This is a genomic window from Natronobeatus ordinarius, from assembly GCF_024362485.1.
In the GTDB taxonomy this organism is placed as follows: Archaea; Halobacteriota; Halobacteria; order Halobacteriales; family Natrialbaceae; genus Natronobeatus; species Natronobeatus ordinarius.
Window position 1 is genome coordinate 86,456 of the sequence record NZ_CP101457.1, and the last position, 12,789, is coordinate 99,244.

Below are 12,789 nucleotides of genomic sequence, written 5' to 3' on the forward strand. Positions count from 1 at the left end.
GGGTTTCTGCGGTGGCTTCAGTCGAACCCCCGCACCCCTCTCGGGGGCGACAAACTATCTCGAGCGGACGACCGGTTTAACCCACAGTCACCGGTTGAATGTCCCATCCGGGGCGGGAGTGATCCCAGTTCGTATCTCGAGATCGACGCGTCTGAGATGCTTGCAACCACCGGAGGGCTGGCGTTGTTCACAATCCGGACAAGTACACGTCTCCGCCTCGACGTCAACCATGTAGGTGTTCCCACTCCCGCTGACGACCTCGTAGGTTGGCCCCACGCTGGCGAAACGAACGTCCATATCCTCGCTCAGCGCGCGACGGGTTCGTGGCTCATCGACAGAGTAGCCGCCTGCCTCGAGTGCAGTCGGTGGCTGGGTGTTCTCACAAGGGTTGGTGAATTCCTCTCGACGATTGCGTTCTTGGCCGCATTTTCTGCAGCGCCAGTAGCGTGTGCGGTATTCATAGCCTTCTGTGAGGTCGATCTCATACGGTGATGGCTCAGTTCCGGGAAGCCACTCATCAATAGCTATGAGTTCATGTCCGTTGAGGTGGGCAACGTCACCTGGATAACTGCGATCCCGATCGCTCGTGACCGTCTGGGATTGGTCGTCTCGATGCGATTCGCTCTGGAGTGACTGATCTGTACTCATTAGTGATCTCGAGGCACACATGGTCGCGCCTCACCCTTCAGGCGCGAAAAACGAGTTCAGGTGGGTGATCGAGAGGGAAAACAAGGGCTGACTGGAAAGGAGGTCCTTCATTCGAAAGTACTCTTCGAGGAGGAATGCGACCGAGAGGAAGTCGCAGATGACGTCTCCGCTGGCTCAGCTTGATGAGTGTGGTATAGCGCTTCTTGACTACGTTATCATGGAAATCCAGCGATTTGGGGCTATTCCGCTGGCACCGCTACGAGGTGTTCCTCGAGGTCGCGCGTCCAGTACGTGGCGGGCCCACTGGGGCTACAGCAAGCACAAAGCTGTAGCGGCCCCTCGAGATGGCCGAGTTCCACGCGGAACCGGGTGAGCGCTGCGAGCGTGTCAACGACGAGTCCACACCCGTCGCAAGCGTGGTGATCGCGCTCATCGGGATCGGGTTGCGCCTGAATTGCACAGTCGACACAGATCTGGTGGGTGACCCGCTCTTCTTTCCCCCAGGTGTGTGCTTCACCAGCGTCAGCACCGGGCAGCGCCTCACAGAAGGCACACCCGGAGAGTGTCTGCTGCATCAGGCCGTCTCCTCGCTGGCGTCGCAAGCGGCTGTCCAGCCTTTGTGGAAGACAGCAAGCTGGGTAATCGATTCGAACGCTTCACTACTGGGTTCGTGGACGAGCACGCGCTTTTCAGCGATTGGGATGACGATACCCGCGTCGACGAGCTCATTGACCAAGTTACGGGCCTCCGAATCGTCCATGTCCGCCGTCCCAACGCGGGCGGCGTCTTGATCTTGGGCGAGGAGTTCGGCCTCGAACTGTTCGTAGTCGGCACTCGTGTCGTCGTTGAGTTCGGGTTTAGACATGAGAATTCCATCGAGCACGCTAACGCGCGCTCCACGCCTTCTGGCGCAGAAAAACAGGCTATCGCGAGTGTCCTGTTCGTCCTACACGATTCATGGCCTGACCGTCGATGACGTCACAAACCAAGCCAGAACACGTCGTGATGGTTGTTTGGTCATAGGGCGTCGTCACTGGATAGTAAAACAGCCGTCGATGAGCATGTCATAGAATCAATTCATATTTCCAGAGTGTCATAGAGTGCTTCTCACAGGATTCGAAAACGAACAGTACAGGGCCTCTATTGAGTACACTTAGCCGGCACTAAATCCCGCTGCCGGAATGAAACGGGTATCTGTTCATCCGTCTCTACGTCTCGAAGAGTGTACGAATAGGTATCTATGCCCCGTCCAGTTTCTTTACCGAGGTCATCTGTGAGAATTTCAACAACTTCACAAACCACACCGTGATACCGGGAATCAGGATCGTCAGCTCCGATGTAGATCTGCACCCGTTCGCCGACAGAGTACGGCTCGCTTGCTGGTTGTGGGATGTCTTCCATTTATTTGTGATGAGTCGACAAGCTCTATCAGTCCATCGCTACGTTCGCATCCTTCCTGGCCGCTGTGAACGATTTTATGACACGCTAGTCGATAGCTAACGAGGCGCTAAGAATCCTGTTGAGTCACTCGTCTTCAAGCGCTGCGTAGATCTCTGCGTGGCGGCGTCCGTCAAGTTTCCCCATCTCGAGGGCGATCTCGTGACGTTCGGCGTCGCTCTCGGCCGCCTGATACCGCTCGTACAGTCGGCGGACTTCTTCGTCGACCGTTGCCGAGGAATCGGTGCTGGACGCCATCTCTGTATTGAACGTACTCATTGTGTCCCTTTATCAGTTGCGACGAGCACACGCTCGGAAGTAAATCACTGCGGTTTCAGTGTCGACAGCGGCTTCATCGGTCGCAAAGCGGTGCAGTAAGGCCCGAATTTCGTCGCCGTAGTCGAACGTGTGTCCGTTCAGCATGTAGAAGACAACCACCGTTCGGAGTGCAGTCCGCTTGTTCCCGTCGACGAAGGGATGATCTGCAACGAGAAGACGCATCAGATGCACCGCTTTTTCATGCAGTGTCTGTGGAACCTCTCCAAAGTATCCTTCAGAGACGTACTGCACTGCAGATTCGATTGCGTCCTCCGATCGAATTCCGGGTTCTGTGGCGTCACCTTCTTCAACGATCTGCTCGTGGAGATCGAGAACGAGCTCGACCGAAGGATACGCGACGTCGTCAGTCACATTCGAGACTCTCGCGCGCTAGCCAATAGTCGTTTCTTCCTTGCAGCGTCACTCGCCGTACGTATCTTTCTTGGCGGTCGGTACTGGCGTGTTGTTGGCGGGCACGTTCGTAGCGTGCTCTTCCTCGCGGGCAGTCGCCCAATCGGCAAGATCACTGTAGACGTCGTCGAGTGTCCAGTCGTCGCTTGTTTCGACATCGTCACCGCGAAACGCGTCCTTGACCGAGGAAACATCATCTGGAGACTCGCTGTTGGACATACTCGTTCTTGCGTGGCTGTCGATGTAGGCCTTGCTTCGAGGAATCGTTCCCACTGTAGTGCAGACTGGAATGCCTCCATCATCAACTAGACTTAACCAACAACAGGCGTGGTAATTGGGTTCGTGTTGGTTAAGAATCTACTTTTGAACTCGAAGTTCCCGAACTGGTTTCACCTGGAATCTATCTTGAGCGGTGACGACGTCATTCTGACCTACCTCATCGACCAGTGACGACCGCTGTGAGAGGCGATTGACCAGCTCGTCGCGAACTGCTTTGCGGCTAACTGTTGCTTCGTGCCAACCGAGTCGTTCGTCGAGATACCGCTTCTTGAATTCCTCACCGACGTCGTCGACGGCGATGAACTGTGTTCGCTTCACTCCTGCAACACTAGTCGAGACGAACTCCGCACCAACTTCTTCGTGGGTGAGTTCGACGAGTGCACACTCGACGAGTGAGACGATGGCAGTCGGACTTCTGGTATGTGGGAGCGTCAGCTCGAGATCTGCCCACGGTTCTTCGCTCGGTTGTTTAGTTTGCTCACCAGGTGGTCGTGATCGCTGTTGCTCGTGTTCTGAAGACATGGTTGTTGAGTGGGCGCTCACTGCGCCTCCTCACCCCTCCTGGGGGTGAGAAACCCCACCGCGAATCGCGTCACTATCCAATGAGTGACTTCTGATATATTTGCTATAGACGCTCGTCGTCTGACGGCCCCTTGGCCGGAGAGAGCCAGCGGCATTTGCACTGTTGTACCCTAGCCTTCCTTTGGATAATCCTTGAGGTGCAGAGAGTGACGTAACAGATTTAGATTAGACAAGAGAGCCGTCGGGCAGTTCTCAGACGGTAATTATGACCTCGACGAACTCCAAGACACGGCTGTCTGGGATAATTTTGCTTGACGAGGTGGTGAGAGGCCCGAATTCGAGAGAATTGATCTCAAATCTTGGGCGATACTCGACAACAGCGAATCCCAGCAGTTGACGGTAGTTCGTTGTGACTCGTGGAGAATTCACCCACTTAGGTAGAAAACAGACGATACAGGGCCTGAAAAGTGCATGACGGGGATTCTGATCTCTTTGAACCGCACCTCCCATAAAATATATAGCAATTATGGTAGTTTTCTCACGGATGACGAAGCGCGACGACTAATCGACCAGTCTAAAACGATAGCCAGTCTTCCACAGGATCTTCATTCAAGAAGAAACCTTCTCCGTCAGGAAAAAGCAGGTTCGAGCCAATCCTAGTATCGAAGCCGGCCAGACCTACCATCTACTGAAGCTTTCAATAGAGCCGACGGACTGCTTCAATCTTGGCCTGTGAAGGGCCCATACGGACTTTTCAGTCGGCCCGTCCAAGGACACGGTATGGACGACGTTCAAATCGACGACGTGGACCGGAGCATCCTGCACCAACTCCAACTCAACGCCCGCCAGACCGATACGGAGATCGCCGAGAAGGTGGATGTGACCTCCACGACGGTCCGGAATCGCCTCGACAAACTCGAAGATGGGGGCGTGATTCGGGGCTATCACCCCGAGATCAACTACGAGCGAGCGGGCTACCCCCTCCACGTCATGTTTGTCTGCACGGTCAACCCGAATAAGCTGGAAACAATGGCCGAACAGATCCTCGACGTTCGCGGTGTAGTGACCACTCGTGATTTGCTTGGGGGCGAACGGAATGTCCACATCGAGGTCGTCGCCGACACGGTCAGGGAGATCGAAGAGATCCGCAACGAACTGGCGGATTTGGGCCTGACGATCAACAGTTCTGAGATCATCTCCGAGACACAGGTCCAGTCATGGGACCACTTCTATCCACGGCCGGCCCCCGACGCGCGCCAGGACGACACCGACGATTGACCGGTCACCGATCAAGGATAGCCGGGGAATTGGTTGAGAATCTCAAATCCACTCGTGTTTATAGCTCTCTCGCCCACATTTCTGCTTCAATATATCCACCGATAATTGATTTCGATTGGATTTTTCAATTATAGCAATTTTATTATAAAAAGGAGTTATTCGTTAGTACGTCCTCGCCACAGTATGGCCCAGTCAACCGAGGCGGTAACCAATACCTTCCGCATTTTGGCAGATCCCGTTCGTCGGTACGTCCTGTACTACCTCGACGAGCAGGAGACTCCCGTCTCCCTCGACCGCCTCGCCACTCGGGTTGCTGCCTGGCACACCGACAGCGACCCGGGCGCCGTCGACGACGCCACCCTCACCGAGATGCGCACAGCCCTGTATCACGTTCACCTGCCCAAATTCTCCGAGGCAGGCTATATCGCGTGGGATACGGACTCCCGCACGATTCGGCGGGGACCCAGCTTCGACGAGAACGCGTCGTTATTCCGGTTTGTGGCCGACCACGAAGACGTACTGCCCGCGGGATGGCCGTAACCCAATGAGCCGGCGTCTCCACACGTGGCTCTCCCGACTCAGTGGGCGCACACAGGCCGAGACACTGCCCACTCGAGACGACTCCGAAGACGAAGTCACCACGGCCCTGTTTTCGTGTCCTGTCTGTGAGAGGACGTACATCAGCAAAGCAATGGACGCCTGCTCGAAGTGTGGAGAATCAGTCACCCAAATCCCGTGCGAGCGTGAATTAGCCCTCTCAACCAGTCGAACATGACAGGACCACCTAATGACCGCTGAGCAACGTATCGCCGAGACGGTGAGTCTGTTGCAGGACCTCGGACTGAAGGAGTACGAGGCGCGGTGTCTCGTGACATTGACGCAACTCTCGACGGGGACCGCCAAGGAAATCAGCGAGATCTCCGAGGTCCCTAGGACCCGGGTGTACGACGCCGTCCGGGTGCTGGAGTCAAAGGGGTTGGTCGCAGTGCAGCACTCGAATCCCCAGCGGTTTCGCGCGGTCAGCATCGAGGAGGCAACCGCGACCTTGCGGCAGCAGTACGACACGCGGATCGACACCCTCCAGTCACACCTCGAAGCGCTCGATCTCCAACCGGAGGTCGACGACAGCGACCGAATGCAGGAGGTATGGACGCTGTCCGGCCACGACGGCATCGAGGCCCGGACACACACGCTGCTGGAGGACGCCGACTCGGAGATCGTCCTGCTGGTCGTCGAGGAGGAACTTCTGACGGAGGCGTTGTACGAGCGGCTCCACGACGCGGTTGACCGCGGCGTCGACGTGATCATCGGTGGCGAGACGGATGCGATCATCGCCAAGCTCGGTACCGAGCTTCCATCCGTGAAGGTGTTCGAAACCGAACTGGACTGGCTCTTGGGGCCCGAGACCGACGACGAGGTTGCCATCAGCCGCCTGCTGTTGGTCGACCGCACGACGTTGCTGGTCACTTCCTTCTACCCGGACGCCGACCACGACGACTCACACGAGCAGGCGATCTTCGCCAACGGCCTGGAGAACGGTATCGTCGTCCTCCTGCGCCGGATAATCTCCTCGGGGCTGCTCCCCCTGGCGGACCCGACGAGGTAGCCAGGCAGCGGCTCCCAGGCCAGACTGCACGAACAGCGTGCTGACTACAGGAAATAGACTAACTATTGGGAGTCCCCCAAGGGCGCAGTAGCGAGCAATCCAAAAGGGTGACGCGCTAGTTATCCAGTATGACAATCGAAGCCTCATTCACCGTAAAGCAAGCAGATTTCCCGTTGAGCGCTGTGTTTGAGCAGTTGACGGATGTCACGATCGAGTTAGATCGTATCGTGCCGACGGGCGAAGCGGTTATCCCGTACTTTTGGATTTCTGCTGATGACACAAATAAACTCACGACAGATCTGAGTGCTGATATCGGGATCGATCAGGTCAAAGTAATCGACCAAGTGGAGAAACAGATGTTCGTCCGTATCGACTGGAATCTCGCTCACGAGAGCATTCTCACGGCAATCGTAAACACTGATATCACGCTTCTTTCGGGCATCGGCAAGGGAAAACAGTGGACCTTTGAAGTCCGGGCAAGCGAGCAACAAGACCTCTCCGACTTCCAGACATACTGCCAAGACCACGACATTCCGATCGAGTTGACTGAACTACACGCGATTTCCTCGCTCAGGTCCGACCGGGAATACGACCTCACCGATGGGCAACGGGATGCGCTGATAATGGCGTATTCGAACGGATACTTTGACTCGCCACGAGACGCCACGCAAGACGATCTCGCAGCCGAACTCGGGATTACCCGGCAGGCGGTTTCATCCCGATTACAGCGCGGTATGCGACGCCTCGTAGCAAGCACTCTCATCACTCCCGAGGAGTAGACGCCGACCCTCCGTATAAAAACGTGTTGCGCGAGCAAAATCCAGACTCAACCCCGTAGATAGCCTTTGTTCGGGTGATGGAACCGTCTCAACCCTTGGCCGCGAACCCGGAGATCGCAGAGTCACTGAGCCCAATTGAATTCGATGTGGAGAGTGAATGTTTCCAAGCGACGTACGACAGCACCCGCGATGCGACAAGTCTAGCGGTCGTTGCAGTTGTTGCGACCGCCCGTGGGGAAGACCCGCTGGCCTTGACACCGCTTCAGACCGTTATTGACACAGAGGCATTTGACAACCTGACGACGGAGTCAGCTACCGGTCTCGGAAACTGTGACAGCATTTCCTTCAGGTATGACGGGTTCGAGATCACGGTCACGAGTGAGGGAGTTATCGAGGCAGCCCCTATCGAGAACGCATAATCGATACCGATGCTTCCGTATCGCAGTGTGTGTGCTTGCTGTGAAACCCTCCGAATGGGCCGGAAACGGACGCCTGATACTGCAGACGTTCCGTATCAGGACACGTACTCGGAGTGTGGGTGCGAGAATTTCGAGAGTAGAGGGACGACTGGAGATGAGTGAGCAGGTTGCTTCGAGTCGTGAGGACTTCCAGACAGCGCTACGAAAGCAACAAGAACGAGTGGTAGCTGCCCTCGCAGCAGAGGAGATGATAGATGCAACGCCGATTGTTCGGGATGATGAAACTCTCTCCTGCGAGGAGTACGTCACGCTCGTGTATGAACTCCACCACGTCCATCTGCCCGAGTTACAGGCTGCGGGGGTGATTGAATTTGATCGACGCGAAGACATAGTGTACCGAGGAGAACGCTTTGACAAGGCCCATCCGAGACTCAAATACGGTCGTGACCGGTGAGACACTACAGGTCGCAAGTCTCCTACTCGATGGTCCCGGTTCACTAGTAAAATTGAGGGAACGGTAAACACCAGAATAGGTCGATTCACGGGTATCGCATCTGACCAGCGTTCGAATGAGTTGACCGTCACTCTGGTCAACCATCTGCATTAATCGAGGGAGCGAACTCAATTGAACTGCATAGTTACTCCGTTCGGACCGGTATATGCCAGCAAACGAGCCATACCCGTGTTCGGGATAATACCCGTAAGAATATGGACAGAGATTTCGGTCCGCTCGACGTGACCGTTCGGGGACCGGGCGAGCCCGAGGTGGTGGTCGTCGCCGGCGTACATGGCGACGAGCGGAGCGGTATCCGCGCGGTGAACCGCCTGCGCGAGGCCGACCTCGACCTGCAACGAAGCGTTGCGTTCGTCCTCGCCAACCCGGAGGCAATCGAGGCCGGCAAGCGCTACCTCGACTCGGATCTCAACCGGGTCTTTCCCGGCGATCCGGACGGCGACCGAGAGGAACGGATCGCCGCTCGACTCTGTGAGTTCGTCGAGGGACGCGTGACGCTTTCGTTACACGGAACCGACGCGGAACCGACGCCGTTCGCGCTGATACACAGCGCCCAGGAGCGTGAGTTCGAACTGGCCTCGCAACTGCCCGTGCCGCACATCGTCGATCACTGGGGGGTAAACGAGGAGACGATCACGACGTGTGGGTTCACCGTCGAAATCGAACTCGCCGCAGCAAATACCGATGAGATCGCTGACGCAGCCGAACAGCAGGCACGCTCGTTTCTCGATCGAGTGGACGCGCTCCCCGGCGACCCACCCGCTGTGGATTCGGCGTACTTCCACATGGACGAGCCCGTTCCGAAGCCCGGCGGCTCTTCCTACGAGGTACACGTCGAAAACTTCGAACGCGTTCCGGAAGGGGCCGTCTACGCGAGCGTGGACGGACGGGAACTGACTGCCGACGAGGCGTTCTGGCCGATCATGCTGTCCGCGGAGGGCTCCGAGGACATCTTTGGCTATCGAGGACAGAAAATCGGCGAGTCGCTGGACGACGTCCGGGAGACGTGGATCGGTGCAGAGCGAGATCCGCGGGATTCCGAGTAGTGCCTACACGCTGATCGCACGTCGGGCAAAAAGTGGAACTCGTCGGTGCCAGCGATTCACGCTCGGCTGGCGGTGTGGTCTGCCGCGTCGGCCTTGCCGTTGGCGTAGGCGTTGTAGGCGGCGAGGGCGGCGACGAGTGCGCCAGTGATCGCCGTCCCCGTTGCGAGTTCGTTGCTCCCCATCTCGATGACGTACGGCGAGACGAGCGCCCACAACCCGAGCAGGACGGTCAGCGACGCGACGCCGACGCTCGCCATCCTGTCCTTCGACAGCCGGTAGAAATTGTAGCCCGCGAGCAGGAAGATCGCCGTCCCGACGAGGGTGTCGTTCCAGTACGCCGCATCGGTTGCCTCGAAGATGAACGGCGACGCGACGAGGTACAGCCCGAGTAACCCGATGACGGCGCTCACCCACTGCATCGGTCTGTGTTCAGCGTCTGCCTGTTCCGTGCCCACCCCTCACCGGGGTCCGTTCCGGTGTCGGTTGGTGTTTCGCTCATGATTTTCTTCGCCGCCGCTACCCGCCATATGTAAAAAACGACGGTGCTTGCACCCGTCGGGGAGATGGTATGCATCTTTTCCTCGCTCGATGGTCACCCCATCATCTGTCCTGACCGATCACCGACTCTCGTAGATCGGTTCTCATCTCATGCTACATCGCGCCAGTTCTCGAGGCCGTGGAATCGGGCTAGCCGCCGGTGTTGAGCACGTCGATCACGGTCTGGCAGTCCAGCGCGTGATCTACGTGATTTACCGGTTGGCCATGGCGGAAACGTCGATGTCGGCTGGATAGCTTCCGATCTCAGCCCTGGGAATCCCGTAGGATCAGCGGTCCAATTGCAAGGGTTCGCTTCGCTGCTGTCGCGATCCGCAGGATATACGAGGTCAGCAGGAAGAACGGAACGAGCGTGATTGTGAAGGTGATCGCGACGACCCAGAGCAGCGTCTCGACCCCGAGGATCACCCCGGTGAACGTCGTCGCATCGGCGAATGTTATCATCATCCCCGAGACCAGCAGCGCCGGAATCGCGGCGTAGAGGATGTACCGCGAAAGGTTGATCAGTTCCCACTGAAAGTACAGCGTCTTGATGTGCTCGCGAGCCGGCCCGAACATCGCGAAGGCCGTACGGAGATCCTCGAGGGCGTCGCGTTGTTCCTCGTCGATGTCGTCCTCGTAGTCGGCCAGCAGGCGCTCGATTTGGAAGATTTTCCAGGAGTAGTTGTAGTCGATCGAGGCGTGGACGACATCGAACGTGCCGAATTTCGCGCCCTCAAGCTTGTTGCGGACGGTCTCGGCGTTGCCGGTGATGCTGTCGACGAACTCGTCGATCTCGTCTCTGAGGTCGTCGTTGTCCGTCGACTCCATGGTCTCGTTGAGGGTGTCGGCGCGCTGCTGTGTCGCATCGATGATCTCACGGATGAACGCCGACGGATCGGCCGGCGCCGGCTTGTCGGTAAGCTCTTTGATGTAATCCCTGAAGTCGAGCGTCTCGCTCATCCGCGTTCGCTGTTCGCCGAGCGGGCCGTTCTGCTGTGAAATTATCAGCTGACTGATGGTGACGACGAGGATGACACCGGTAATCAGCGCGCTGATCATCTGCGCGTACAGCGACTCGATAACGCCCCGAGTCTGGAGCAGATCCGAGAGCGTCGGATCGAGGAGGCTCCCGAGCATAAACAGCCCGAAAAATGATCCCGCGAGCACGCCGGTGACGAGCTGTCGGTTCGCCCCCATGAGCAGCCAGAGCTTGATTCGACTCTCGTCGGCCCGCTCGCGCATCGTGTCCTGGGTGCTGACGTCATCCTCGTTCGTGTCGTCACTCATCGGCGTCACCACCCGCCTGCCGTTTGAACACGAGGTACTTGGTACCGCCGCCAGTATACTCGATCGTATTGACGAACTCCCAGCCCTCTCGCCCGTACTCGTTGAGAAGTTCCTGAGGATCGCTTGCTTCCTCCATCGTCGCCTCGCGGGGTGGCCGGACCGTCTCGTACTCCCAGACGATCCTCTGGTCCGTTGCCATACTTGTATATCGACGATTCGCTGAAAAAAGGTTCGTGTTGCCATTCCGGATCGACGACTCGAGAGTCGGTCGACGGTCGCGGGACCAAATCATGCAAAATAAAACAATTGCAGTATCACATACCTCCTGCGTACTGTTCGATGTTCTCCAGTACAGGACATTCAGAGTACGCTGTCACCACAACTGCTTATGGGGCGAGGAGATGTCTCTCCTCTATGACCGATTCGAATAGTGACGAGTTCGACCCAACAGCACCAGACCAGCGGGAGATCGGCCGCGAAATGGTCGACGACAGTACGGGGCTCGGTTCGGTGATGGCTCACGCCTATCGCGGAGAGATCGCTCGAGTGGGGACGTGGCGACAGCGCCTCGACGAGACGACGACGTGGGCGGTGACGCTGATGGCAGCAATCTTGACGTGGGCGTTTTCGAGTCCCGATAACCCACACTATATTTTGCTGATCGGGATCGTCGTCGTCACCATCTTTCTGGGCATCGAAGCACGGCGGTACCGGGACTACGATGTCTTTCGCTCTCGTGCTCGAGTCATCCAAGAGAACCTGTTCGCAAACGCCCTCGATCCGTCCCAGGGCACTGAAAGTCACGACTGGCGAGCGGAACTGAGCAGGGACTATCGCAGGCCGACGCTGAAAGTCTCGGTATACGAGGCACTCGCAAACCGGCTCCGGCGTGTGTACCTTGCGCTGCTCGGTGTCCTTTTGATCGCGTGGGTCTTCAGGATTACAGCGTTCGCGCCGCGCCAAGACTGGCTGACAACCGCTGAAATCGCCCGTATCCCCGGGATTGCTGTGGTTGCCGTTGTGGGTGTGTTCTACGTCGTATTGCTGGGCGTCACCTTCTGGCCCCACGAGCGCCATGCCAAGGGTGAATTCCGTGAAGGAGACCCGGACGACTGGAAAGAGACAGACCGATAAATCCGTTCCCTGTGTTGTCCGATTCAATCTCGACAGATCGACTGCCCACTACGCGTGCGTACGGATCGTCCCTTGTTCACTCACTCAGTTAATCAAAACAGCAACTGCTCGTGAAAATGTTGTATATTTAACAGGGTTGAAGACAAATACATATCATGGGGACCAAAACGATCGATGATGATGAATTATTTGACGCTTTGGCTGACAGCCGTCGACGCCAGTTGTTAGTCGAGTTGTTAACCCACAACCCGCAACACGTTCCGGAACTCTCTAGAAAGTCACAGGAGATCGCTAAAGCTGACGAGAAGCTCTTCCAACAACACCTGTCCAGCTCCCGAACGATTCCAGGAGTGGACGAGGGACTCCTTCGGTTGCACTACATTCATCTTCCTAAATTGGCCGACTACGGTTTCATCGAGTGGGACCGAAACACCCACGTCGTAACGAAAGGCCCACGGTTCGACGAGATGAGGCCCTTGCTCGAACCATTGATCGACCAACAAAAAGAAGAGACCGTTGTACTCCTTCGTGAGTGAGAGGGTATGGCGTTCAATGTTTCACCTGTACTTCCCAT

General features: G+C 57.0%; 19 protein-coding genes and 1 pseudogene. 9 read left to right on the top strand and 11 right to left on the bottom strand.

Going from position 1 to position 12,789, the window contains the following annotated elements; all coding sequences use genetic code 11:
- Nucleotides 1-87: 87 nt before the first annotated feature.
- The 8 genes from NMQ09_RS20830 to NMQ09_RS20860 form a co-directional block, all read right to left on the bottom strand.
- A complete protein-coding gene (locus NMQ09_RS20830) occupies nt 88-648 on the bottom strand; it encodes a hypothetical protein (RefSeq protein WP_255194646.1) in 561 nt (186 codons plus the stop codon).
- 239 nt (nt 649-887) lie between these two features.
- Nucleotides 888-1,223, bottom strand: coding sequence for a DUF7558 family protein (locus NMQ09_RS20835; protein ID WP_255194647.1), 336 nt, complete (start codon nt 1,221-1,223; stop codon nt 888-890).
- A complete protein-coding gene (locus NMQ09_RS20840) occupies nt 1,223-1,513 on the bottom strand; it encodes a DUF8069 family protein (protein WP_255194648.1) in 291 nt (96 codons plus the stop codon). The genes NMQ09_RS20835 and NMQ09_RS20840 overlap by 1 nt, the downstream gene beginning before the upstream one ends.
- Nucleotides 1,514-1,788: 275 nt before the next feature.
- Complete coding sequence (locus tag NMQ09_RS21250) at nt 1,789-2,049, bottom strand: DUF8139 family protein (protein ID WP_486637764.1); 261 nt, start codon at nt 2,047-2,049, stop codon at nt 1,789-1,791.
- 123 nt (nt 2,050-2,172) lie between these two features.
- Nucleotides 2,173-2,343 (bottom strand): hypothetical protein, encoded by a 171-nt coding sequence (locus NMQ09_RS20845; protein WP_255194649.1) that lies wholly within the window; start codon nt 2,341-2,343, stop codon nt 2,173-2,175.
- A 33-nt stretch (nt 2,344-2,376) separates the two neighbouring features.
- A complete protein-coding gene (locus tag NMQ09_RS20850) occupies nt 2,377-2,775 on the bottom strand; it encodes a type II toxin-antitoxin system death-on-curing family toxin (protein WP_255194650.1) in 399 nt (132 codons plus the stop codon).
- A 48-nt stretch (nt 2,776-2,823) separates the two neighbouring features.
- A complete protein-coding gene (locus NMQ09_RS21215; RefSeq protein ID WP_425607276.1) occupies nt 2,824-3,033 on the bottom strand; it encodes a hypothetical protein in 210 nt (69 codons plus the stop codon).
- A gap of 138 nt (nt 3,034-3,171) precedes the next feature.
- Nucleotides 3,172-3,615 (bottom strand): DUF8030 family protein, encoded by a 444-nt coding sequence (locus NMQ09_RS20860; RefSeq protein ID WP_255194731.1) that lies wholly within the window; start codon nt 3,613-3,615, stop codon nt 3,172-3,174.
- A 780-nt stretch (nt 3,616-4,395) separates the two neighbouring features.
- Here NMQ09_RS20860 and NMQ09_RS20865 point away from each other — a divergent pair.
- The 7 genes from NMQ09_RS20865 (at nt 4,396) to NMQ09_RS20895 (ending at nt 9,257) form a co-directional block, all read left to right on the top strand.
- On the top strand, nt 4,396-4,893 hold the full coding sequence (locus NMQ09_RS20865; RefSeq protein ID WP_255194651.1) for an Lrp/AsnC family transcriptional regulator: 498 nt from the start codon (nt 4,396-4,398) through the stop codon (nt 4,891-4,893).
- A 183-nt stretch (nt 4,894-5,076) separates the two neighbouring features.
- Nucleotides 5,077-5,433: a DUF7344 domain-containing protein gene (locus NMQ09_RS20870; protein WP_255194652.1), complete on the top strand. Its 357-nt coding sequence runs from the start codon at nt 5,077-5,079 to the stop codon at nt 5,431-5,433.
- Nucleotides 5,434-5,680: 247 nt separating this feature from the next.
- Nucleotides 5,681-6,499: a TrmB family transcriptional regulator gene (locus NMQ09_RS20875; protein WP_255194653.1), complete on the top strand. Its 819-nt coding sequence runs from the start codon at nt 5,681-5,683 to the stop codon at nt 6,497-6,499.
- 128 nt (nt 6,500-6,627) lie between these two features.
- Entirely contained in the window at nt 6,628-7,278 is a 651-nt protein-coding gene (locus NMQ09_RS20880) for a helix-turn-helix domain-containing protein (protein WP_255194654.1), read from the top strand.
- A gap of 77 nt (nt 7,279-7,355) precedes the next feature.
- The gene (locus tag NMQ09_RS20885; RefSeq protein WP_255194655.1) at nt 7,356-7,697 is read left to right on the top strand and encodes a HalOD1 output domain-containing protein; all 342 of its coding nucleotides are present in this window, start codon (nt 7,356-7,358) and stop codon (nt 7,695-7,697) included.
- A 154-nt stretch (nt 7,698-7,851) separates the two neighbouring features.
- Nucleotides 7,852-8,151: a DUF7344 domain-containing protein gene (locus tag NMQ09_RS20890; protein WP_255194656.1), complete on the top strand. Its 300-nt coding sequence runs from the start codon at nt 7,852-7,854 to the stop codon at nt 8,149-8,151.
- A 254-nt stretch (nt 8,152-8,405) separates the two neighbouring features.
- Nucleotides 8,406-9,257, top strand: a complete 852-nt coding sequence (locus tag NMQ09_RS20895; RefSeq protein WP_255194657.1) for a M14 family metallopeptidase — start codon at nt 8,406-8,408, stop codon at nt 9,255-9,257.
- 56 nt (nt 9,258-9,313) lie between these two features.
- On the opposite strand, the pseudogene NMQ09_RS20900 reads toward NMQ09_RS20895, so the two are convergent.
- The 3 genes and pseudogenes from NMQ09_RS20900 to sp36 form a co-directional block, all read right to left on the bottom strand.
- Nucleotides 9,314-9,756, bottom strand: a pseudogene (locus NMQ09_RS20900) (SPW repeat domain-containing protein).
- A gap of 302 nt (nt 9,757-10,058) precedes the next feature.
- The gene (locus NMQ09_RS20905) at nt 10,059-11,081 is read right to left on the bottom strand and encodes a DUF7972 family membrane protein (protein ID WP_255194658.1); all 1,023 of its coding nucleotides are present in this window, start codon (nt 11,079-11,081) and stop codon (nt 10,059-10,061) included.
- A complete protein-coding gene (sp36, locus tag NMQ09_RS20910; protein WP_255194659.1) occupies nt 11,074-11,280 on the bottom strand; it encodes a Sp36 family protein in 207 nt (68 codons plus the stop codon). Before sp36 ends, NMQ09_RS20905 begins: the two co-directional genes overlap by 8 nt.
- A gap of 215 nt (nt 11,281-11,495) precedes the next feature.
- Between sp36 and NMQ09_RS20915 the strand changes: the two genes are divergently transcribed.
- Nucleotides 11,496-12,215 (top strand): DUF2270 domain-containing protein, encoded by a 720-nt coding sequence (locus tag NMQ09_RS20915; protein WP_255194660.1) that lies wholly within the window; start codon nt 11,496-11,498, stop codon nt 12,213-12,215.
- 155 nt (nt 12,216-12,370) lie between these two features.
- Nucleotides 12,371-12,751: a DUF7344 domain-containing protein gene (locus NMQ09_RS20920; protein WP_255194661.1), complete on the top strand. Its 381-nt coding sequence runs from the start codon at nt 12,371-12,373 to the stop codon at nt 12,749-12,751.
- The last annotated feature ends 38 nt before the right edge of the window (nt 12,752-12,789 follow it).

Bases quoted from the DNA above. Each gene is read 5' to 3' on its own strand.
- NMQ09_RS20830 (WP_255194646.1), bottom strand. From the start codon at position 648: ATGAGTACAGATCAGTCACTCCAGAGCGAATCGCATCGAGACGACCAA.
- NMQ09_RS20835 (WP_255194647.1), bottom strand. From the start codon at position 1,223: ATGCAGCAGACACTCTCCGGGTGTGCCTTCTGTGAGGCGCTGCCCGGT.
- NMQ09_RS20840 (WP_255194648.1), bottom strand. From the start codon at position 1,513: ATGTCTAAACCCGAACTCAACGACGACACGAGTGCCGACTACGAACAG.
- NMQ09_RS21250 (WP_486637764.1), bottom strand. From the start codon at position 2,049: ATGGAAGACATCCCACAACCAGCAAGCGAGCCGTACTCTGTCGGCGAA.
- NMQ09_RS20845 (WP_255194649.1), bottom strand. From the start codon at position 2,343: ATGGCGTCCAGCACCGATTCCTCGGCAACGGTCGACGAAGAAGTCCGC.
- NMQ09_RS21215 (WP_425607276.1), bottom strand. From the start codon at position 3,033: ATGTCCAACAGCGAGTCTCCAGATGATGTTTCCTCGGTCAAGGACGCG.
- NMQ09_RS20860 (WP_255194731.1), bottom strand. From the start codon at position 3,615: ATGTCTTCAGAACACGAGCAACAGCGATCACGACCACCTGGTGAGCAA.
- NMQ09_RS20865 (WP_255194651.1), top strand. From the start codon at position 4,396: ATGGACGACGTTCAAATCGACGACGTGGACCGGAGCATCCTGCACCAA.
- NMQ09_RS20870 (WP_255194652.1), top strand. From the start codon at position 5,077: ATGGCCCAGTCAACCGAGGCGGTAACCAATACCTTCCGCATTTTGGCA.
- NMQ09_RS20875 (WP_255194653.1), top strand. From the start codon at position 5,681: ATGACCGCTGAGCAACGTATCGCCGAGACGGTGAGTCTGTTGCAGGAC.
- NMQ09_RS20880 (WP_255194654.1), top strand. From the start codon at position 6,628: ATGACAATCGAAGCCTCATTCACCGTAAAGCAAGCAGATTTCCCGTTG.
- NMQ09_RS20885 (WP_255194655.1), top strand. From the start codon at position 7,356: ATGGAACCGTCTCAACCCTTGGCCGCGAACCCGGAGATCGCAGAGTCA.
- NMQ09_RS20890 (WP_255194656.1), top strand. From the start codon at position 7,852: ATGAGTGAGCAGGTTGCTTCGAGTCGTGAGGACTTCCAGACAGCGCTA.
- NMQ09_RS20895 (WP_255194657.1), top strand. From the start codon at position 8,406: ATGGACAGAGATTTCGGTCCGCTCGACGTGACCGTTCGGGGACCGGGC.
- NMQ09_RS20905 (WP_255194658.1), bottom strand. From the start codon at position 11,081: ATGAGTGACGACACGAACGAGGATGACGTCAGCACCCAGGACACGATG.
- sp36 (WP_255194659.1), bottom strand. From the start codon at position 11,280: ATGGCAACGGACCAGAGGATCGTCTGGGAGTACGAGACGGTCCGGCCA.
- NMQ09_RS20915 (WP_255194660.1), top strand. From the start codon at position 11,496: ATGACCGATTCGAATAGTGACGAGTTCGACCCAACAGCACCAGACCAG.
- NMQ09_RS20920 (WP_255194661.1), top strand. From the start codon at position 12,371: ATGGGGACCAAAACGATCGATGATGATGAATTATTTGACGCTTTGGCT.